Below are 19,155 nucleotides of genomic sequence, written 5' to 3'. Positions count from 1 at the left end.
TTTTTATTTTTTCAAAAACTTTTTTAACTTCAGAATTTATAATTAATGCCTTCTAAAAGATTGCCCGATGTATTAGTTTTAGGAGCAGGACCTGCGGGGATGGCGATTGCCTCAGCTTTAGGGAAAGAAAAATTAGAGGTAGAGGTTCTTTCCCCTAATGGTCCTGACGAGCCTTGGCCAAATACCTATGGGATTTGGGGAAAGGAAGTAGATCAACTTGGTCTTCAGGATTTACTTGAATATAGGTGGAAAAATACTGTTAGTTTTTTTGGGCATGGTTCTCTTGAAGAACATCACTATGAGAATAAAGCAACTGAGCATTCTTTAGATTATGGATTATTTGACAAGAAGAAATTACATCGTTACTGGTTAAATGAATGTAATAAGTCTCTAATTAAATGGCATGAGGGTTTTGCAGAGAAGATAACCTTTCAGAAACATAAAAGTACTGTTATAACAAGTAATGGCAAAACCTACTCAGCAAGATTAGTTGTAGATGCAACAGGTTATGATCCTGTATTTCTTAAATTAAAATCATGTGGACCATTAGCAGTCCAGACTTGTTACGGGATAGTAGGAAGTTTTAGTAAGCCTCCACTTAAAAAAGGGCAATTTGTCTTAATGGATTATCGTAATGATCATTTAAATGAGGAACAAAAAAAAGAACCACCTACTTTTCTTTATGCAATGGATATGGGGAATGGAAAGTATTTTCTTGAAGAGACTTCGCTTGGATTAGTAAATCCTTTAACGATGGAGGATTTAAAAGAAAGGTTAGAAAAAAGACTTTCTTACAGAAACATCTCAATTACTAGCATGCAACATGAAGAACTTGGTTTATTTTTACCCATGAATATGCCTATCCCAGATTTTAAACAACAAGTATTGGGGTACGGTGGAGCAGCTTCAATGGTTCACCCAGCATCAGGATATCTAATTGGTAATGTTTTAAGGAGAGCTCCACTAGTGGCAAAAGCTATATCAACTGCAATGAATGATAAGAAATTAAGTACTTATCATATTGCCAGAAAAGGCTGGGAGAGTTTATGGCCTAAAGAATTAATAAGAAAGAAATCAATCTACCAATTTGGTTTGGAAAAACTTATGAGATTCGATGAAAAACTATTAAGAGAATTTTTTGGTAGTTTCTTTAAATTACCTAAAACTCAATGGTATGGATTTCTAACTGATACATTATCCTTAAGGGAAATCGTGTATGCAATGTGCATAATGTTTATAAGGGCCCCTTGGAGTGTAAAAAAAGGGTTAATGATTATGCATGGTAAAGAACTAAGAATGTTATTGAGGATAGTTTTACCAAATATATAATTAAAATTTAAAATGAGAACTATTTTGATAAGTGGTGCCAATAGCGGAATTGGACTAAATATTGCACATAAAGAACTAAAAGCAGGAAATAGAATTAGTATTGGGCTAAGAGATTTAGAGTCTGTTAAAGGAAGCGTTATTGATCCTAATAATTGGACTAATGAAAAAATACTCCTAAATAAATATGATGCATTAGATAAATTTTCCGCCAAAAAGTGGGTAGAAAATACAGTTAGTAAATTTGGAGGTTTTGATACTTTAATAAACTGTTCTGGAGTCCTTTCAAAAGTTCCTTTTTTATATAAAGATGGGGATGAAGAAGAGATTTTAAATACTTTTAATATAAATTTTTTAGCCATATGGCATTTATGCAGAATTTCCTGGAAGCACTTAAGTCAATCAAATAATGGAAGAATTATCGTTTTAGTTTCAATGAGCGGCAAAAGGTCCAAGGGAGATTTAGCAGCATATTCCTCATCAAAATTTGCTTTAATGAGCCTTTGTCAAACGATGAAGAACAAAGGTTGGGAAGAAAATATTAGAGTTACTGCTATTTGTCCTAGTTGGGTTAATACAAAAATGGCTGAGAAAATATCATCCATAGAAAAGTCAAAAATGACTCAACCAGGGGATATAGCTGAAATATGTTCTACAATACTAAAATTACCAATGCAGTCAGTTCCATTTGAAATAGCATTAAATTGTAATTATGAAATTTAATTTAGTCTGAACATTAAAAAAGCCATTGTTATCATCGCAATAGCTATAAATAAACCTTTTATTCGATTTGTTAATAACGAAAATAGAGATAAATCATCAGAGAAATATCCTCCAAAACTACCTGTTAGAAACAAAATTATCATAGGTATCGAGGCAAAACCGAATGAATAGGAAATATTTCTTAAAAATCCAACATTAAAGTAATTAAGAATTAAAAAATTTGTTCCAAATAATAAAAAAGATGCAAATAAAGTTATGGAGACCTCAGCATCAAGTGTATGCGGTAAATTTCCTTTTAAGTCAAATTGTTTTTTACATTCAGATATTTGTCTTTTAGTGAGCTTCAAATATCCCGTTTCAGGAATTCTTTGGGATTTATATTTTCTCAATAACCTTGCTTCAAGTGTTTCAGGTTCTTTAGTCATGATGGAAGTAAGTAATTCATCTGGCTTGAGTTTTCTAATTTTCTTATCAAGATTATCTGCCTTACCAATACGATAAAGATCTCCAACTCTTATGAGGTAAACATATCCCGCCATTTTCGATGTAAAGTTAAGATTATTCCTATGTAGATAATACTAAAAGAATCAAAAAATTTTTATTTTTTTACAAAATGACAACAGATATTTTATATTCATTTCGTAGATGTCCATATGCAATTCGAGTTAGATGGGCATTATTAATTTGCGAAATCAAAGTAGAAATAAGAGAAGTTGATTTAAAAAATAAGCCCATCGAATTCATGAATAAATCAAGGACAAAAACTGTTCCAATTTTATTAAAAAAAAATAATGAAGTCATAGAGGAAAGCTTAGACATCATAATATGGGCACTTTCAGAGTCAGAAAAGGAGAATATAAAGAAATTTTATAATCCCAAAAATAAAGAAAAAGAAATTTTAGAAATTATTTCTGAAAATGATCATAGTTTTAAATATCATTTAGATCGTTTTAAATATTCCGCAAGATTTAATGCTAGCGAAGAAGATTACCATTATTTAGAAGCTACTAAATTCATAAAAAAATGGAATAAAATCCTTACAAACAATAGATGGATAATTGGAGATAAACCTTCGATTGCAGATTGGTGTATTTGGCCATTTGTAAGGCAATTTAAAATTGCTTGCGAAAGCCAAAAAAAAACAAATTATTTTGATGATCCTATAAAAAATTGGTTAGGATATTTCGAAAAACATCAACAATTTAAAAAATTAATGCATAAATTTGATCCATGGAAACCATCTAAAAACAAAGAATATTTCGATTTTAATTAGCTTTCAAGTAATTTTCTTTTTTCAATAATTCTGGCTAATTCTAAAAAATATCCTGCTGTTCTAAATTTTCCAATATTTTTTTCTTTAAATTCAATATCACTTCTAATTTCTGCAGTTTCAGCCATAATCAAATCCAGTTCGTTAAATCCAAGACTATATAATTCACCTAGTTCAACTTCTCTTCCAAGCAAGTGACTCCTAAACCATTTTTCTTTACTTTCTTGAGGAGGAATATCATATGGTGTGTAGGACATAAATCAAGAAAAATATATTTTTATACTAACCTAATTTATTATTGATAACTTGTAGAAAACCTTTTGTTAAAAAAGAATGCAACCAAAATAGTAAAAAGAGTTATTGATGCACAAATCTCTGTCCAAAAATCTAATCCTATTTTTGAGATCAATAATGGAGCTAATACTGTAAAAAATCCTCCTGATAAGATTAACTGAGCAAAAAGTTGCTTTGATGTAAAAATCGGAAGTGTTTTAGAAATATTTTTTGGATCAGCGAGTCTTAAAAGAAGTAGTCCAGATGCAACTACTCCAGTTGAATTTCCAAATTCTATTAAACTTCTCTCAAACCAATGTTTTTCAAATACAAAGTATGCGAAATAAGCAATACAAATTAAATTCCAAATCAAACCAAAAATAGTAAGTACCAAAATCAATCTCCAATTATCAAGAACAGTAGCAATATCTAAACTTGCCATTGCTGTAAAAATTAATAAATCTGTGGACAAGATGCCAATTTCTCTTTGAAGAAGATTAGATACAAATTCTGTATTATTGGTTTTTTCTAAGATATATCGAATCAAAAGTGATCCTATAAGAATAAGTGGGAATACAGGAAGAGATAGGATTACTTCTTTTGAGAATTCACCAAAGTAGTTTGAAATATACCTTAAAAGCTTAAGTATCGAGACTCCAAAAGAAATTGCCAACCCAACAAAGCCAAGATTTATTAATAAAATTCTCAAATCTGAAAAAATGCCTATTTTCAGATTTGGATTTTCATTATCCGTTTTATCAACGATCTGCTCTGTATCTGAAATTCCTAAAGTTCTTCCTACAAAAATAAAAAAACTACCCAATAAGGAAGAGGATAAAAGTCCCATTGTAGCCATGGCAAGACCTAAGTCTAAGCCATCTGAGAATCCAAGTTTGTTAAAACTTTCTCCAATAATAGTTGCAGCACCATGACCTCCCTCAAAACCAACCTCTATTAAACATCCCATTAAAGGATTTGTTTCCATAGAAGGAGACAATAAGTATTTGACTACTAATCCTCCTACAAGAAATTGACCAAAGCCCAATGAGAGAGCCAACAAAAACTGATTGACAATGGGTCTAATTAAACCATTAATATTTGGGATTGGCCTTCCCATCATTAATGTCGCAAACACTAGAGATAATAGAGGAGTAGGAAAATTACTCCAAACATTTGTAGTCTCCTTAGATAAAATATTAATTAATCCATAGGGACCTATCGATATTCCTACAATTCCAGAAATAACAGCTATGGGTAATCCAAATCTTTCTAATTGAACAGCAAATTTAAATTTCCTTCCAAAAATCAAGAAAAAACCGATTACAAAAAATCCTATTAAACTTATTGAAATGGAATTTGAAAAAATATTTTGATTTTGTAGGAGAGAAATATTCAACTATTTTAAACTTAATACTTTTTAAATCTAATTTAATAGATAAAATTTATCAAATAAAAAAGGCCTCATTAATTGAGGCCTTTTAATATTTATTAGTGACTAAAATTTAATCTTTAAGAGTAACCGTAGCACTATCAATATTACTGATAGCATTTGTAACTCTCTTAAAGTCAAATCCTAAGGCTCTTAGTGCGTGCCATAGATGACCTTGAATAAAGAAGAAACCAAAGTAGTAATGTACATTTGCTAACCATGCCCTTGATGTATAAACACCATCAGGAAGGTCAACAGTATCAATCCAATATGGAGAAATACTAAATTTCAATTCAAGTGGTTCACCAAAAAACTCAACAGGATAAACTGTTGTATTTGATGCGCTCCAGAAGGCAGCAATAATTGCCATCCAACCAATACCTGCTAAAGACCATGAAAGAACTGCTTCTGCAGATAGAAGACCTTTACCTTTAAATTTGGTATATTCACCAACTTGCTTTGTAGCAATGTGCCAAGCACCACCTGTAATCAAGACAAATGCAAGGAAAGCATGACCTCCCATAACATCCTCTAAATCATCTATTAGTAGAAAATCTGTTTGATGATTCCAAATCTCAGCAAGGTTTAGATCATACTCAACTTGTCTCACGGCACCAATAGCTGGATCGTAGACTCCATGAACTCTTGCCCATTCAACAAGAAGAATTACAGCGAATCCAAGAATAATTAAATGATGTCCAAGAATGAAAGTTAATTTATCTGGATTATCCCATTCAATATTGAATTTCCTTGCCTTTGCGACTTCTGATTCTTCAAGATTTCCTGGAAGAAGTAGCGAGTGAAGTAATCCACCAGCTGCAAGTACCATAGAGGAAACCAAGTGAACAATAGCTATAGCTAGTACAGGTTTGGTATCTCCCATTAGAACTCCATCAGCATCAAACCCTATTCCAAGGGTAGCCAAGTGAGGAAGTGCAATAAGAGGTTGTTGACCCATTGGGACACTGGGGTCAAATCTTGATAGTTCGAAAAGAGTGAAAGCACCGGCCCAAAAAACAATTAACCCTGCATGAGCGACATGAGCAGCGATAAATTTTCCTGAGCGATTAGCTACACCTGAATTACCAGCCCACCATCCATAGGTGGTGTCTGGATTACCATAGGTTTGCATTTAGGAATTGATTAGCTTAAACGTTTTGAGAATACTTTATATTTCATCAAACGGATGAATTAATAACAAAATTGTAAAGGTTATTAATTCTAGGGACTTACAGGGAAGCTAAATTTAATTAGGATTTTCATGCGCAAAGAACATAGTTTTAATCGAAAAATTAATTAATTAAGCCAAGTTTTTATTGCATTTTCAAAGAAATTCAAATTTTTATAAATCTTTTTTTGCTGACATAAGCAATTTTTTGTGTAATAAAAACAAATACATTATTGACCCATGATCTAACAATTACTAAAAAAGGGATAAGGTAACGATACTTATGACAACTTCCCAAAGAACATCTAGAAAAATTTCACTAGAAATGAAATCACAAGGGCATTACAAAAAAGCTGCCAAGTCTTATCGCAAATCAGATCAATATATAAATATGCTCAACCTATATCCAATACTTCAAAGCACTTTAATTGATTGTGAGGATGAAAATTTAGTAAAATAATGGCTTACTTAGAATTAATTTTTAATTCTTAACAGGTTTTAAATGATTAAAAAATTAAGCTGCATATTGGTCATTTTTTTCTTCAGAATAAAATTCATCCATTATTTTTCTACATAATATTGAATTGTAAAGAACCTCTGGATTCCAGGGTTTTTTTTGTCCAAGAGGAGAGCTTTTCCAATGTATTCCAGGTTTAAAATAGCCATTCTCCCTTAGATGGGAAAGTTTAATTTCAGTTATGCCTAAATACTCAGCAGCAGAATAAGATGGGTGCCATATATTTTCTAACATTGACTTATTAAATATTATTAATCCTTGATAACGTTTATTTTATTACTTTGAAAGGGGAGAAAAGTTTAAAATAATTATTTGATTGTTAAGAATACAGTTTTTATGGATATTTTTGACTTTATTTTTTATCTCAAATTAAGTTATATCGAATAAAGAATCATTTTTAACAAAGATTTTTTCAATGTCTTCTTTTGAATTATTACTTAATTTGTAATCTGAATAATCTTTAGTAATCGCTTTACTTTTAGGAAGATTTAACCATCCTTCACTCCAATTCCCACTATTTAACAATTCCTCATTTGAGATTTTTAAACTTATTTCTACATCAACAACAGAAACCATCAAAAAATTAATTTGATTTTGCTCATTAATTTTATTTACTAAAACAAAATGTCTTAATCCATTAATAGCTTTATTAGAAGTCCAGTAAATTTCCACGAATATTAAAAACTTATAAACTTTTTTTAATCATTTTTAGAAATAATTTTATATTCTTTTCTAATTTCTTCTAATAAAGTTTTCCTTTTTTTTAAGTATGAATTAGATTCTTTTTTTGATAAATCAAATCTTTCTTTTTTTGTCAAATTCATCCAGTTGTACAGATTACTTTTATTAAATTTAATACTTTTATCTTTTTTAAAAGCTTTTTTATATTTATAAAATTTCAAAAATATAAATGAGAACATAATAAAAAAAAAGACTAATAAAATGATTTTCATTACTCTAAAGGTTTTTATCTAAAATTAAATTACTTTTTATCCACTTCTCTAATTTCATATTATCTTCAATTGATATAGTTTCTTCTTTATTTACTGAATTATCATTATTAAAAAGCCTAATAACAAATTCATTTTTTACTGCTTCATCATCTCCAATTACAATAATACTTTTTGATTTTAATTTATTAGCTTTTTTAAATTGCTTTGAAAATGATGCTCCACTAAGATCTAATTCGACTACTAAATCATAATTTCTTAGCTTTCTGGATAATTCCATTGCCAATATTTCAGCATGAATACCTTTATTCACAATATAAATATCTGTTTCTCTAGTTTCTTCAAGCTCGCTACCACATAATATTATTAGTCTTTCTAATCCAATTGCAAATCCAATTGCTGGAGTTTCTGCCCCGCCCATTTGACTAATCAAACTATCATATCTTCCTCCTCCGCATACTGTAGCTTGTGAACCTAATGTTCCGGTGGTAATTTCAAATGCAGTATGTGTGTAATAGTCTAAACCTCTTACTAAATTGAAATTTTCGATAAACGGTATTTTAAGAAGCTTTAATTTTTCTTTAATAATTAAATATCTCTCGAGACTTTTTTCAGACAAAAAGTCAAATAATCTGGGAGCACCTTTAAGAATTTGTTTTGTTTGAACATTCTTAGTATCTAAAATTCTCAAAGGATTCTTATCTATTCTCCTTTGAGAATCTAAATCTAAAGAGTTTTTATTAACCTCTAACCATTTTAAAAATGCCTTTTGAAAATTTGACCTATCAATATGATCCCCTAAGGTATTAATTTCAAGATTAAGTTCTTTAATTCCTAATTTCTGCAAAATATCCCAAGCCAAAGTAATAATTTCAATATCACTATTTACAGATTCATAACCGATAAATTCAACTCCTAACTGATGAAATTGTCTTTGCCTCCCTGCTTGAGGTCTCTCATATCTAAACATTGGTCCCATGTACCAAAGTTTCTGAGAAGGTCTAGTTGATATTCCATGTTGTATTAATGCTCTTGCGACTGAAGCAGTACCCTCTGGTCTTAATGTACAGGACCTTTCACCTCTATCTAAAAATGTATACATCTCTTTGCTAACAACATCGGTTCCTTCACCAATACCACGCATAAATAATTCAGTCATTTCTAGTATTGGAGTCCTAATTTCCTTTACAGAAGACCTAAAAAGTTGTTGTATTATTATTTTCTCGACATTTTGCCACTTTATTAATTGATCAGGTAAAAGATCTACTGTTCCTCTAAGATTTTTAAAGTTATTCAAAGTTCTAAATAATAATTCAAAATTTTTTAATTTAAATAGAAATTAAATTTTGCTGAATTTCTTTATGTCATAATTTAATCTAACATTCATACAAAATATTGGGAATAACAACTAATAAAGAGAGTCAGCATTGTGGAACAAAACCAAAAAAATTTGCCTTCGGCATTGCTCCCTTAGGTATCGTTTCTATTGGAATTGTCCCAATGGGCGTTATTAGTATTGGGGTAGTCCCAATGGGTGTTTTTTCTTTTGGTGCTGTTGCTATGGGAATAGTAAATTTATCCGTAGTTGGCATGGGAATAATTTCTGCTGGAATAACAACTATGGGATTATGGGAATATTCTCCTAAATCACATGGCCATGAGCATCACATTCCTTCAAAGAAGACTTCAAATATTAATGATGCAGGCCTTTTTAAAACAAAAGAGGATGCCGAAAAAGCTTCATCAGAATATGGATGTATAGGTGCGCATAAAATGGGTAAAAAATGGATGCCCTGTAAAATGCACTAAAGGTTTTTCAATTTTAAAGAGCTGAAATATTAATCCAATATTTGCACTTTAAAATCAAGACTATTTGCTTCTTCGACTGTTAATTTTTTAGCCCAAGCACCTTGCTTAGGATTATTCCAGAGGAATCCTGCCTTCTTTGCTAATGATCTCTCTTCATAACTCACTAATGCTTTATATAAAAATCTTGGCTCAGTCGCTTTACAAAGAAGTTCTTCTAAATTCTCACATTTTTTGAAAACCTCCGAAATATAAAAGCAATCTGATAAGGCCCGATGTAAGCTCCAAACTGGTATTGAAAAAGAAAGTGCAAGATCAGTAACTGATGGTCTATTTTTTAAGTTTTTTTGAAATGACCAATTAATATCCTCTAAACTACAAATCCATTTTTTTTCGAGCTTGGGCAATCTGCCCTTTCCAAACCATTTTTTATCAAATTCAACATTATGAGCAACTATTAAATCTGAACAATCCACAAGTTTTAAAAAGAAATTTAAGCCGTCCTCCCAAGGTTGTTTAATATTAGTAACTTCTGCAGAAATCCCATTAACGTGTTCAGCTTCATTTGAACTTACTGGGAATAAGAACGAAACCTGCGAGAGAACAGATTTAGTATTTACATTAAATAAAATGCAACCTACCTCAATAATTTCATCTTTATTTTCATCTAAGCCAGTCGTCTCAGTATCAAGAATTAAAATATTTTCTATTGATTGATTTTTATTATTATTTTTGGAGCTTGAGATTGATTTATTTAAAAAATTGGGTTTCTCATTATCATTATTTTTAATTTCATTATTAAGAAAATCCAATTGATTTATCTTTTTTTTGTTTGGTAGTTCCAATTATCAAAAAAGCATCTATTGTATTTTGACGCATTTGATATTATTTTCTTTTAAATTAATGATAATTAACCAAATTACGAAAAAAAACTAAATCTTGTTAGAAATCAACCTAATAGTTTGAATTTAGAATATTAAATGACTTTTACAAAATATCAATTTAATAATTACTGTTATTGGCCTTCAAATCCCAAAAAAATTATAGAATTTATTGGAGGCAGTTATTTAGCATCTAAACCAGATTTAACTTACAAAAGATTTATAAAAAGCTTAATAGATAAAAACTATGCAGTACATGCATACAAATACACTCCTCAATTTGACCATCAAGAACTGGCAATGAAAGCCTGGAAAGATTTTAAAAATTGTCAACGATCCTTATCAAAGAGAATCGGAACATCAATTCCTTCAATAAGAATTGGACATAGCCTTGGTTGCAAACTTCACTTAATTTCTCCAGATGGAGGTAGGAATTGCGAGAAATTTATATCAATAAGTTTTAATAACTTTAGTGCTAACAGATCTATACCATTTTTAAAAAAGATTTCTCAAAAATTAGAATTCAATAGTGAATTCAGCCCAAGCCCAGAAAGAACTTTTGGAATAATCAAAAGAACTTATAATCAAAAAAATAATTTTCTAATAAAATTCAACTCAGATGAATTAGATCAAACAGATAAATTACTTTCTTGTCTTAGAGCAAGAAAAGAAGATAACTCCAAAGGAATAAAGCTTAAGGGAACTCATACTATTATTGCTAGCGCAGGACTAAGAGAAAATTTCTTAGGTGATTGGGCTGACGATGATTTTAAAAGAAATACAATCAAACAAATATCTAATTTGATTGATAAATCAATTTAAGATATTTCCTTTAATTTTTCTAAAACAGAACTATCTTCAAGAGTACTAATATCTCCACTTATTTTTTCGCCTTCTGCCAAGGATCTCAAAATTCTTCTCATTATTTTTCCACTACGCGTTTTTGGAAGAGAATCTGAAATTATTATTTTTTCTGGTTTAGCAATAATTCCAATTTCATTAACTACATGTTTCTTTAACTCCTCAACTATTTCTGGAAAACTATTTATATCTTTTTCTAAAGATACAAATGCAACAATAGCCTCACCTTTTAAATCATCTTTTCTTCCGACAACAGCAGCTTCCGCAACTGATTTATGACTTACTAATGCGGACTCTATCTCCATAGTTCCCAAACGATGCCCGGAAACACTTATAACATCATCAACTCTTCCCATAATCCAAATATATCCATCATTATCAATCCGAGCCCCATCACCAGCGAAATAAACATTTTTTTCACCTTTAAAAGAAATATATTCCCAATAACTTTCTAAATATCTTTGAGAGTTTTCATGAATTGTACGCATCATTCCAGGCCAAGGTTTTTTAACAACCAAATATCCACCCTCATTTTCCACCACCTTTTCTCCATTTTTATCTACAACTTCAACCTCGATTCCAGGCAAAGAGAATGTTGCGGAACCTGGCTTTGTAGCAACGGCTCCTGGTAACGGGCTTATCATCACACCACCAGTTTCAGTTTGCCACCATGTATCTACTATTGGACACTTATTATCACCTATTACCTCTCGATACCACATCCATGCTTCAGGATTAATTGGCTCGCCAACTGTCCCCAAAAGTCTCAAAGATCTTAAATCGTATTGGTCAGGGATTTCACGTCCAGATTTCATAAATGATCTTATCGCTGTTGGCGCTGTATAGAAAATAGTAACTTTGTATTTTTGAATAATTTCCCAAAAAGCCCCTAAGTTAGATGCCCTTGGAACACCTTCAAACATAAGAGTTGTTGCTCCATTGGATAAAGGTCCATATACTATATAACTATGTCCAGTAATCCACCCAACATCTGCTGTACACCAATAGACATCATCATCTTTTATATCAAAAATCCACTTGAATGTAAGGTGAGACCAGAGATTATAACCAGCAGTTGTATGAACAACACCCTTTGGTTTACCAGTGGATCCTGAAGTATATAAGACAAACAATCTATCTTCGCTATTCATAATTTCAGGTTCACACCAATCTTTTTGATCTTTTAATAATTCGTGCCACCAAAAATCCCTATTGTTTACCATCGAGATATCTTTTTTAGTTCTTTGAACAACAATAACTTTTTCAACAATCTTATTTGCCCCACTTTCAATTGCCGCATCAACAGCTTTCTTAAGCTCAATTACCTTATCTTTTCTAAAACCACCATCTGCCGTTATAACAAATCTGGCATTTCCATCAATTAACCTATCTTTTAACGACTCAGAGGAGAAGCCTCCAAAAACTACGGAATGAGGAGCTCCAATTCTCGCGCAAGCGAGCATGGCAACCATCGCCTCAGGAATCATTGGCATATAAATACAGACCAAATCACCCTTTTTTATTCCCAAAGATTTCAAAGCATTTGAAGCTTTGCATACTTCTTTGAGAAGTTCTTGATACGTATATTTCTTGTTATCTCCTGGCTCGCCTTCCCATACAAGCGCTGTTTTATTCCCAATTCCGTTTTTGATATGTCTATCTAAGCAGTTATAAGTGATATTCAACTTACCTTCCTTAAACCATTTAAAAAAGGGCGCATTTTCTCGGTCTAAAACAGTCTGAAATGGTTCGAACCAATCAATTTCCGAATTTGCAAAAGATTCCCAGAATTTTGTTGGGTTCTCTAAAGATTGTTTTTTTAAACTTTGTAATTCCTCAAAACTTTTTATATTTGATTTATCTGAGAATTCTTTTGAAGGGGGGAAGAGTCTATTTTCTTCAAGAATATTGTTGATTGAATGTTTCTTATCTAATGTCATTAGATGAATCTAGTCAAAATTTATTTATTCAAGTTAATTATAATTTTCAAAAAATCATAATGTATTTTTAACTACAAAAATTTATTTTTTGATAAATCTAGTAAAGACGACTGAGCACAAATTCGGGTAAAGATAACAAAGCCCTCTTATATTCTGAGTCAGGAAGCCATAACAATGCTTCTTTTGAGTGGAGAGCAAAATCTTCAGCTAATTTTCTAGAACGTTTTATTGCTTGCGAGTTCATAACAATATTCAAAGCATTATTCAAATCTTCCTTTTCTACAAGTTCTCTATTTATCAGAACAGACAAATTTTCATTTTCTTCTAGAGCATATAAAACAGGAGCAGTTAGATAACCACTTGCGAGATCGCTTACAGCTGGTTTACCTAATTGTTTATCGTTACCAGTGAAATCAAGGATATCATCGACAACCTGAAAAGCCAATCCGATATTCTTTCCAAATTCGTATAAGTGATTCAATTTGTCATCTTCTAAATTACATAGAACTCCAGCTGCCTTTGTACTATTTGCAATCAGAGAAGCTGTTTTACAATAGCTTTTATTTATATATTTAGAAAAAGTTTGTGCCGAATCGAATCTATTTAGATTTTGCTTTATTTCACCTTCTGCTAAATCCATTATTACCCTACTAAGAAGTTTAACTACTTTTACATTATCTAAGTTTGCCAAATGCCAACTAGCTTGAGCAAATAAAAAATCCCCAGCTAGTACAGCAACTCTCGTATTAAACCTGCTATGAACAGTATCAACACCTCTTCTTGTGGATGCTTCATCTACAACATCGTCATGAACTAATGATGCTGTATGAATCATTTCAGTAATCTCTGCAAGTCTTTTATGTTTGGTTGTCAAAGTAAAGTCCTGAGAAATAGCTTTTGAAATCAATAAAACTATCCCAGGTCTTAACCTTTTTCCTCCGGCACTAAATAAGTGTTCAGCGGCTGCTTGAAGAATTGGATGACCAGCACCTATTAAATTTTTCAGTTCATTAATAAGATCATCAAGATCATTTTCAACTGGTTGTAGAAGTTCTGTTACTGTATTCATAATTGGCCTCCTACATATATTAAAGAATCAATCATTGCTTCGGAGGTTAACCAACTTAATTTCTTTATTAATTTCCAACCAATATTTTACTTTTTTAGAAAAATCTTCACTATTTTGGGTGACAAAAAATTTAATATTATCGCTGGAAGTACTCTCATAACTATAATTTTTTGGAATTAAAAATGAATTATTAAAGTTATTTACTAAAGCCGCTGAGGGATCAATAATCCTTATATTTGAATGCACTTTACTTTTTAAAACGTTATAAATCAAAGGATAATGACTACATCCCAGTATTATTTCTTCAATATTTTCTTTTAATAGAGGATTAATATATAAATCCGATAGATAATTTAATTTATTTAAGTCTAGGTTTGTTTTTTCTATTTCTGGAACAAATTCAGGACATGCTTGTTGGAATACTTGTACATTTTCTCTCTTTGATTCAATTATTTTTTTATAATATGATGTTTTAATAGTTGCAGGAGTTGCCAAAACACCAATATATTTTTTAGTTACTATTTCTGAAACTGAATTAATTAGATCAAAACAAGGAATTTGTAAGTTATTTTCTAAAATATCTAAGGCACAAGCATTTGTAGTATTACAGGCTATTAGTAATACATCCAAATTTTTATCTTTAAACCAATTACAAATATCCTTTGCGATAAATCTTATTTGTTCAATATTTTTATTTCCATAAGGAACTCTCTTTGTATCTGCCAAATAAAAAACCTCAATATCCTCACGGGTTTTCATTAAGGCACTAAGAATCGTAAATCCCCCTATACCACTATCAAATATTCCTATTTTAAGTTTCACTCTGTCCTAGAAAGGTATTCAAGAATACCCTTTGTGATTGCATAAGCTATTCTTTCACGATGGATAGATTTTTCTAGCCTTCTAGCATCTAACCTTCCTGTTAAAAAACCTATTTCTACAAGTACAGCTGGCATTCTGGTATTTTTAATAACGAAATATCTACCTTGTCTCACGCCTCTATCTGGACTTCCAGGAGAAACTTTAAGTATTTGTTTTTGAATTTTTTTTGCCAATAGTCGTCCTCTCCATCCGGTGTAATAAAAAGTTTCTAACCCGTTAATATCTCTTCTTTTACCTCTTGAAGCATTCGCATGAATACTTACAAAAATATCAGCATCAGTTCGGTTAGCTATTGAGACTCTTGGAGGTAAATCTAAATCAATTTCGTTATTTCTAGTTAATCTAACCGTCACCCCTTTATCAGATAATAATTTTTTTACTCGTTTAGAAACATCAAGTACCACATCTGCTTCTCTTAGCCCTCCTATCCCGATTGCTCCTAGATCTGGACCCCCATGACCAGGGTCAATCACAACATAAAACTTATTACGCTTGATATCCGGTAATTGTATAAACTTATAATTTCCTCTCCTTGAGTTAATTGGCTTTTGATTAGCCTTGGGATTGTTATATGATTTACTGACAAGACCTTCACCTATTGTCTGGAAAGAATTTTTAGGTAAAGAAAATAATTTAATTTTCCATCTATTTTTATCAATTGCAACTAACCTCCAATTAAGCGGTTTCAAATTATTATTTTCCGTAAATTCGAAGACTAATCTGGTTTTACCTTTATTTGGTTTACCTAATCTAATTTCTTTTATAAGACCATTTCCCTCTATTGTTCTTGGAGTTTTTAGTTCCCCAGGAAAATCTATCCAAAATCTATCCCCAAAAACACTTCCTCCTTTTTGAAAGTAGGCCTTTAATTTTGAATTTGATTTAGTTCTTAATTCTAAAACCCCATTTGAATTTAAAATCCAAGCAGCTAGTGCACTAGATGCTTTTGTTGGGAAAATACTTGAATTTAAAAGTAAGAATAATGATAAGCAGCTAAAAAGTTTATTAAAAAAAAACTTTGGCATTATTTTGCAAACATCTTAGTTTTTCTATGTTTTAAACTTGGCATCTGCTCTCTTATCTTTTGGACCCTCTCTTTATCTGCAGGGGCTATTGCTGCTCCTTGTGTTTTTCCTGCATCAGACAAAACAGTTCCCCAAGGGTCTATAACCATTGCATGTCCATGACTTTGTCTTCTCCCATAGTGAATACCTGTTTGAGCAGGGGCTACTACATAAGCTGTATTTTCAATCGCTCTTGCTTGAAGTAAAATTTGCCAATGGTCTTTTCCAGTAAAAGCTGTAAATGCTGCAGGAATCATTATAAGTTCAGCACCTTTCGAGGAAAGGTGTCTATAAAGTTCAGGGAATCTAACATCGTAACAAATAGATAATCCTATTTTACAAAGGCCTGGAACATCAATAACTGGAGGATGTTCCTCCCCAGACAAAATAGTTGATGATTCTTTGTATAAATTACCATCAGGTAAATCAACATCAAAAAGATGGATTTTGTCATATTTTGCTAAAACCTGTCCATCTTTGCCAAAAAGAGCTGATCTATTGAAAGTATGACGATTATCTCCAGCGGGGACGGGATAACCTCCTCCTAAGAGAAAAACTTGATATCTCTGAGACATCGTTTTTAGGAAGTTGGTACACTTTATTGATAATTCAGAAGCCATTCTAAGTTTTTCATTATCTTCACCCAAGAATGCAAAATTCTCTGGCAAACCTATCAGTTCTGAACCCCTCCTAGAGGCTAATTCAATCTGTTCCTCAGCCTCAGCAAAATTCGCTTCAACATTAGAAGTACTTGTAATTTGTAAAGCGGCCACTAAAAAATCAGTCAAGATTTCACTCCTAGAAAATAAATCCGCGAATTATGAGGCACGAATTACACCTCTCTCAACTTGAGTAGGAACAATATCTAAACAATCAAGTTCAGAACAACACTTAAAATCATCTTCATAATCACCGAGACTTGTCAATCTTTTTCCGTGAGTTGCTGTCTTTAAACATTTTAGAATATCATTCTTCCAAACATTCCAAAGTGCTAATGAAGCTTGCAATTCATCATTCAAAATATTCACTTCAGAGTTAAAGTTTTCTTTTATATATATGGCGAGTGCACCTGCGGCTAATGAATCCTCTAGTGAATAAGACCCTTCCCATCCACTTCCTAAAATAAGAACGTTTTTCTTATTTAAGGATATTATCCTTTCAGCTACTGCTTTTCTATTTGGAAGAGACATTGCAAACAAATTTTCTACATTTTGTACTTTTTTTAGTGATTTAGTACCATTCGTTGTACTCATAAATAGTCTTTTACCTTGAACTGTCTCTTTCGTTACAGATAATGGTGAGTTACCTAAATCAAAACCATCAATCGTTTTCCCACCTCTTTCTGCAAGCATTAGTCTTTTATTACCATCCCACTTTTTAGCGGTTTTTTTTAGTAACTCTAAATCAGAAAAAACTTGAATTGAATCTGCCCCGTTTTTCAATGCCCAAGAAATTGTTGTTGTTGCTCTTAAAACATCAATAACAACAGCAATATCAGACTCTGTTTCTGGAACATCATCTGCGACATGGTAATAAGAAAGATTAATAATAAGTTGCCATTCTTCAATTATTATAGAAAACAGTTACTTAACTTTTAATATTTTTTTTAAAAAACAAACTTATTGATATTATGAACTTATGAAAAAATCTGTAAAAATTAAACCACTTTTTTAATTTGAATACTAATCATATACGCACTGTTAAAGGTGGAGGAAGTTTACAAGGGATACTAAACGTACCTGGAGATAAGTCAATATCGCATAGATCTTTGATAATAGGAAGTATTGCAGAAGGTGAAACAAATATTAAAGGTTTTTTATATTCTGATGACCCACTTTCAACTGCTGATTGTCTTAGGAAATTGGGTGTAAATATTCCTGAAATAAAAAAAAATCAACCTTTTACTATCAAAGGTTTAGGTATAGATGATTTTAAAGAACCTGAAGAAATTCTTGATTGCGGAAATTCAGGAACCACAATGAGGTTATTAATGGGTCTTTTAGCGGGACAAGAAGGGCGAAATTTTATCTTAACTGGAGACAAATCTCTTAATGAAAGACCGATGGGAAGAGTTAGCAAGCCATTATCACTTATGGGGGGCATAATTCACGGTAGAAAAAATGGGACAAAAGCTCCTATTTCTATTACTGGTAATAAACTAAAGGGTTGTGTAATTGGAACTCCAGTAGCAAGTGCTCAAGTTAAATCTGCAATATTATTAGCAGGGTTAAATGCATCTGGAACTACCTCAGTTATTGAGCCTGCATCCTCGAGAGATCATACTGAACGAATGCTTAAAGCATTTGGGGCAGACATAAACATAAGAGGAGAATTAGGAAGAAATATAGTAATAAAATCAGGAACTAATTTGACAGGTCAAAATATATTAATTCCAGGAGACATTAGCTCGGCAGCTTTTTGGATGATTGCCGCATCTATAGTGCCAGAATCTGAAATTATCATTAAAAATGTAGGCCTAAATCCAACGAGAACAGGGATATTGAATGTAATGAATGAAATGGGATGCAACTATGAAATTTTAGATAAATCTACAATTGCAGGAGAACCCATAGGTTCTATAAATATAAAATATGTAAGTAATTTAAAACCTTTTAAAGTAGAAGGAGATATTCTTCCAAAACTTATAGATGAAATTCCAATACTTGCAGTAGCAGCTTGTTTTTGTAGTGGAGTTTCAGAAATTAAAGATGCAAAAGAGTTAAGAGTTAAAGAAACAGACCGATTAAAAGTAATGGCAACCCAACTTAAAAAATTTGGTGCAAATATTTTAGAAAAGGAAGATGGTTTAATAATTAATGGTGAGTCTAAGTTTCATTCTGCTGAAGTTGATAGTGAAACTGATCATCGTGTATCAATGAGCCTTGCTATAGCATCACTTTTAGCTAAGGGCTCCTCAAAGATTGCAAGAGCAGAGGCTTCTAGAGTTTCGTATCCAACTTTTTGGGACGATCTAGAAAAACTAATCAATTGATCCG

At 31.6% G+C, this 19,155-nt stretch carries 22 protein-coding genes; 7 read left to right on the top strand and 15 right to left on the bottom strand.

Annotated features, from left to right (window positions below):
• Positions 1 to 45 precede the first annotated feature (45 nt).
• Both crtL and TX50_RS03355 read left to right on the top strand, forming a co-directional pair.
• Positions 46 to 1,329 carry a lycopene beta cyclase gene (crtL, locus tag TX50_RS03360; RefSeq protein ID WP_011132267.1) on the top strand — a complete coding sequence of 428 codons (1,284 nt, stop codon included), beginning with the start codon at positions 46 to 48 and terminating at the stop codon, positions 1,327 to 1,329.
• A gap of 12 nt (positions 1,330 to 1,341) precedes the next feature.
• A complete protein-coding gene (locus TX50_RS03355) occupies positions 1,342 to 2,049 on the top strand; it encodes an SDR family NAD(P)-dependent oxidoreductase (protein ID WP_011132266.1) in 708 nt (235 codons plus the stop codon).
• Here TX50_RS03355 and TX50_RS03350 read toward each other — a convergent pair.
• Positions 2,046 to 2,588 carry a GIY-YIG nuclease family protein gene (locus TX50_RS03350; protein ID WP_011132265.1) on the bottom strand — a complete coding sequence of 181 codons (543 nt, stop codon included), beginning with the start codon at positions 2,586 to 2,588 and terminating at the stop codon, positions 2,046 to 2,048. The two genes, TX50_RS03355 and TX50_RS03350, sit on opposite strands and share 4 nt — an antisense overlap.
• 74 nt (positions 2,589 to 2,662) lie before the next feature.
• Here TX50_RS03350 and TX50_RS03345 point away from each other — a divergent pair, with 74 nt between their 5' ends.
• Positions 2,663 to 3,322: a glutathione S-transferase gene (locus TX50_RS03345; protein WP_011132264.1), complete on the top strand. Its 660-nt coding sequence runs from the start codon at positions 2,663 to 2,665 to the stop codon at positions 3,320 to 3,322.
• On the opposite strand, the gene TX50_RS03340 is transcribed toward TX50_RS03345, so the two are convergent.
• The 3 genes from TX50_RS03340 to TX50_RS03330 form a co-directional block, all read right to left on the bottom strand.
• A complete protein-coding gene (locus tag TX50_RS03340) occupies positions 3,319 to 3,576 on the bottom strand; it encodes a hypothetical protein (protein WP_011132263.1) in 258 nt (85 codons plus the stop codon). The two genes, TX50_RS03345 and TX50_RS03340, sit on opposite strands and share 4 nt — an antisense overlap.
• Positions 3,577 to 3,614: 38 nt before the next feature.
• Positions 3,615 to 4,988, bottom strand: coding sequence for a sodium:solute symporter (locus TX50_RS03335; RefSeq protein WP_011132262.1), 1,374 nt, complete (start codon positions 4,986 to 4,988; stop codon positions 3,615 to 3,617).
• Between the two features lie 106 nt (positions 4,989 to 5,094).
• Positions 5,095 to 6,153, bottom strand: a complete 1,059-nt coding sequence (locus tag TX50_RS03330; RefSeq protein ID WP_011132261.1) for a chlorophyll a/b binding light-harvesting protein — start codon at positions 6,151 to 6,153, stop codon at positions 5,095 to 5,097.
• 319 nt (positions 6,154 to 6,472) lie between these two features.
• On the opposite strand from TX50_RS03330, the gene TX50_RS09580 reads away from it, so the two are divergent.
• Complete coding sequence (locus TX50_RS09580; RefSeq protein ID WP_173027954.1) at positions 6,473 to 6,649, top strand: hypothetical protein; 177 nt, start codon at positions 6,473 to 6,475, stop codon at positions 6,647 to 6,649.
• Between the two features lie 54 nt (positions 6,650 to 6,703).
• On the opposite strand, the gene TX50_RS03325 is transcribed toward TX50_RS09580, so the two are convergent.
• From TX50_RS03325 to hisS, 4 genes are all read right to left on the bottom strand, one after another.
• Positions 6,704 to 6,940 (bottom strand): hypothetical protein, encoded by a 237-nt coding sequence (locus TX50_RS03325; protein ID WP_011132260.1) that lies wholly within the window; start codon positions 6,938 to 6,940, stop codon positions 6,704 to 6,706.
• Between the two features lie 135 nt (positions 6,941 to 7,075).
• Entirely contained in the window at positions 7,076 to 7,378 is a 303-nt protein-coding gene (locus TX50_RS03320; protein WP_011132259.1) for a TIGR02450 family Trp-rich protein, read from the bottom strand.
• A 26-nt stretch (positions 7,379 to 7,404) separates the two neighbouring features.
• Complete coding sequence (locus tag TX50_RS09915; protein WP_268741263.1) at positions 7,405 to 7,530, bottom strand: hypothetical protein; 126 nt, start codon at positions 7,528 to 7,530, stop codon at positions 7,405 to 7,407.
• 133 nt (positions 7,531 to 7,663) lie between these two features.
• The gene (gene hisS, locus TX50_RS03310) at positions 7,664 to 8,953 is read right to left on the bottom strand and encodes a histidine--tRNA ligase (RefSeq protein ID WP_011132257.1); all 1,290 of its coding nucleotides are present in this window, start codon (positions 8,951 to 8,953) and stop codon (positions 7,664 to 7,666) included.
• Positions 8,954 to 9,051: 98 nt separating this feature from the next.
• Between hisS and TX50_RS03305 the strand changes: the two genes are divergently transcribed.
• Positions 9,052 to 9,465 (top strand): hypothetical protein, encoded by a 414-nt coding sequence (locus tag TX50_RS03305; RefSeq protein WP_011132256.1) that lies wholly within the window; start codon positions 9,052 to 9,054, stop codon positions 9,463 to 9,465.
• 29 nt (positions 9,466 to 9,494) lie between these two features.
• Here TX50_RS03305 and TX50_RS03300 read toward each other — a convergent pair whose 3' ends face one another.
• Positions 9,495 to 10,307, bottom strand: a complete 813-nt coding sequence (locus TX50_RS03300; RefSeq protein WP_011132255.1) for a 3'-5' exonuclease — start codon at positions 10,305 to 10,307, stop codon at positions 9,495 to 9,497.
• A gap of 135 nt (positions 10,308 to 10,442) precedes the next feature.
• Between TX50_RS03300 and TX50_RS03295 the strand changes: the two genes are divergently transcribed.
• Positions 10,443 to 11,165, top strand: coding sequence for a DUF1350 family protein (locus tag TX50_RS03295; RefSeq protein WP_011132254.1), 723 nt, complete (start codon positions 10,443 to 10,445; stop codon positions 11,163 to 11,165).
• On the opposite strand, the gene acs is transcribed toward TX50_RS03295, so the two are convergent.
• From acs to TX50_RS03265, 6 genes are all read right to left on the bottom strand, one after another.
• On the bottom strand, positions 11,162 to 13,144 hold the full coding sequence (gene acs, locus TX50_RS03290) for an acetate--CoA ligase (protein WP_011132253.1): 1,983 nt from the start codon (positions 13,142 to 13,144) through the stop codon (positions 11,162 to 11,164). The genes TX50_RS03295 and acs overlap by 4 nt on opposite strands.
• A 97-nt stretch (positions 13,145 to 13,241) precedes the next feature.
• The gene (gene sds / locus TX50_RS03285; RefSeq protein WP_011132252.1) at positions 13,242 to 14,213 is read right to left on the bottom strand and encodes a solanesyl diphosphate synthase; all 972 of its coding nucleotides are present in this window, start codon (positions 14,211 to 14,213) and stop codon (positions 13,242 to 13,244) included.
• 27 nt (positions 14,214 to 14,240) lie between these two features.
• Entirely contained in the window at positions 14,241 to 15,035 is a 795-nt protein-coding gene (murI, locus tag TX50_RS03280) for a glutamate racemase (RefSeq protein WP_011132251.1), read from the bottom strand.
• Entirely contained in the window at positions 15,032 to 16,120 is a 1,089-nt protein-coding gene (locus TX50_RS03275) for an N-acetylmuramoyl-L-alanine amidase (protein ID WP_011132250.1), read from the bottom strand. Before TX50_RS03275 ends, murI begins: the two co-directional genes overlap by 4 nt.
• Positions 16,120 to 16,947 carry a carbon-nitrogen hydrolase family protein gene (locus tag TX50_RS03270; protein ID WP_011132249.1) on the bottom strand — a complete coding sequence of 276 codons (828 nt, stop codon included), beginning with the start codon at positions 16,945 to 16,947 and terminating at the stop codon, positions 16,120 to 16,122. Before TX50_RS03270 ends, TX50_RS03275 begins: the two co-directional genes overlap by 1 nt.
• Before the next feature lie 30 nt (positions 16,948 to 16,977).
• Complete coding sequence (locus tag TX50_RS03265; RefSeq protein WP_036930866.1) at positions 16,978 to 17,706, bottom strand: 2-phosphosulfolactate phosphatase family protein; 729 nt, start codon at positions 17,704 to 17,706, stop codon at positions 16,978 to 16,980.
• A 128-nt stretch (positions 17,707 to 17,834) separates the two neighbouring features.
• On the opposite strand from TX50_RS03265, the gene aroA reads away from it, so the two are divergent.
• Entirely contained in the window at positions 17,835 to 19,151 is a 1,317-nt protein-coding gene (gene aroA, locus TX50_RS03260) for a 3-phosphoshikimate 1-carboxyvinyltransferase (RefSeq protein ID WP_011132247.1), read from the top strand.
• Positions 19,152 to 19,155: the final 4 nt, after the last annotated feature.

It is taken from the genome of Prochlorococcus marinus subsp. pastoris str. CCMP1986, from assembly GCF_000011465.1.
GTDB classification, from domain to species: Bacteria; Cyanobacteriota; Cyanobacteriia; order PCC-6307; family Cyanobiaceae; genus Prochlorococcus_A; species Prochlorococcus_A pastoris.
Note: the sequence above shows the minus strand (reverse complement) of the source record. Positions and strands in the feature narration are given on the sequence as shown.

Excerpts from the sequence above, each read along its gene's own strand:
- TX50_RS03325 (WP_011132260.1), bottom strand. The coding sequence starts at position 6,940 with ATGTTAGAAAATATATGGCACCCATCTTATTCTGCTGCTGAGTATTTA.
- TX50_RS09915 (WP_268741263.1), bottom strand. The coding sequence starts at position 7,530 with ATGAATTTGACAAAAAAAGAAAGATTTGATTTATCAAAAAAAGAATCT.
- TX50_RS03350 (WP_011132265.1), bottom strand. The coding sequence starts at position 2,588 with ATGGCGGGATATGTTTACCTCATAAGAGTTGGAGATCTTTATCGTATT.
- TX50_RS03275 (WP_011132250.1), bottom strand. The coding sequence starts at position 16,120 with ATGCCAAAGTTTTTTTTTAATAAACTTTTTAGCTGCTTATCATTATTC.
- TX50_RS03355 (WP_011132266.1), top strand. The coding sequence starts at position 1,342 with ATGAGAACTATTTTGATAAGTGGTGCCAATAGCGGAATTGGACTAAAT.
- sds (WP_011132252.1), bottom strand. The coding sequence starts at position 14,213 with ATGAATACAGTAACAGAACTTCTACAACCAGTTGAAAATGATCTTGAT.
- TX50_RS09580 (WP_173027954.1), top strand. The coding sequence starts at position 6,473 with ATGACAACTTCCCAAAGAACATCTAGAAAAATTTCACTAGAAATGAAA.
- TX50_RS03295 (WP_011132254.1), top strand. The coding sequence starts at position 10,443 with ATGACTTTTACAAAATATCAATTTAATAATTACTGTTATTGGCCTTCA.
- TX50_RS03330 (WP_011132261.1), bottom strand. The coding sequence starts at position 6,153 with ATGCAAACCTATGGTAATCCAGACACCACCTATGGATGGTGGGCTGGT.
- acs (WP_011132253.1), bottom strand. The coding sequence starts at position 13,144 with ATGACATTAGATAAGAAACATTCAATCAACAATATTCTTGAAGAAAAT.
- TX50_RS03340 (WP_011132263.1), bottom strand. The coding sequence starts at position 3,576 with ATGTCCTACACACCATATGATATTCCTCCTCAAGAAAGTAAAGAAAAA.
- crtL (WP_011132267.1), top strand. The coding sequence starts at position 46 with ATGCCTTCTAAAAGATTGCCCGATGTATTAGTTTTAGGAGCAGGACCT.
- TX50_RS03345 (WP_011132264.1), top strand. The coding sequence starts at position 2,663 with ATGACAACAGATATTTTATATTCATTTCGTAGATGTCCATATGCAATT.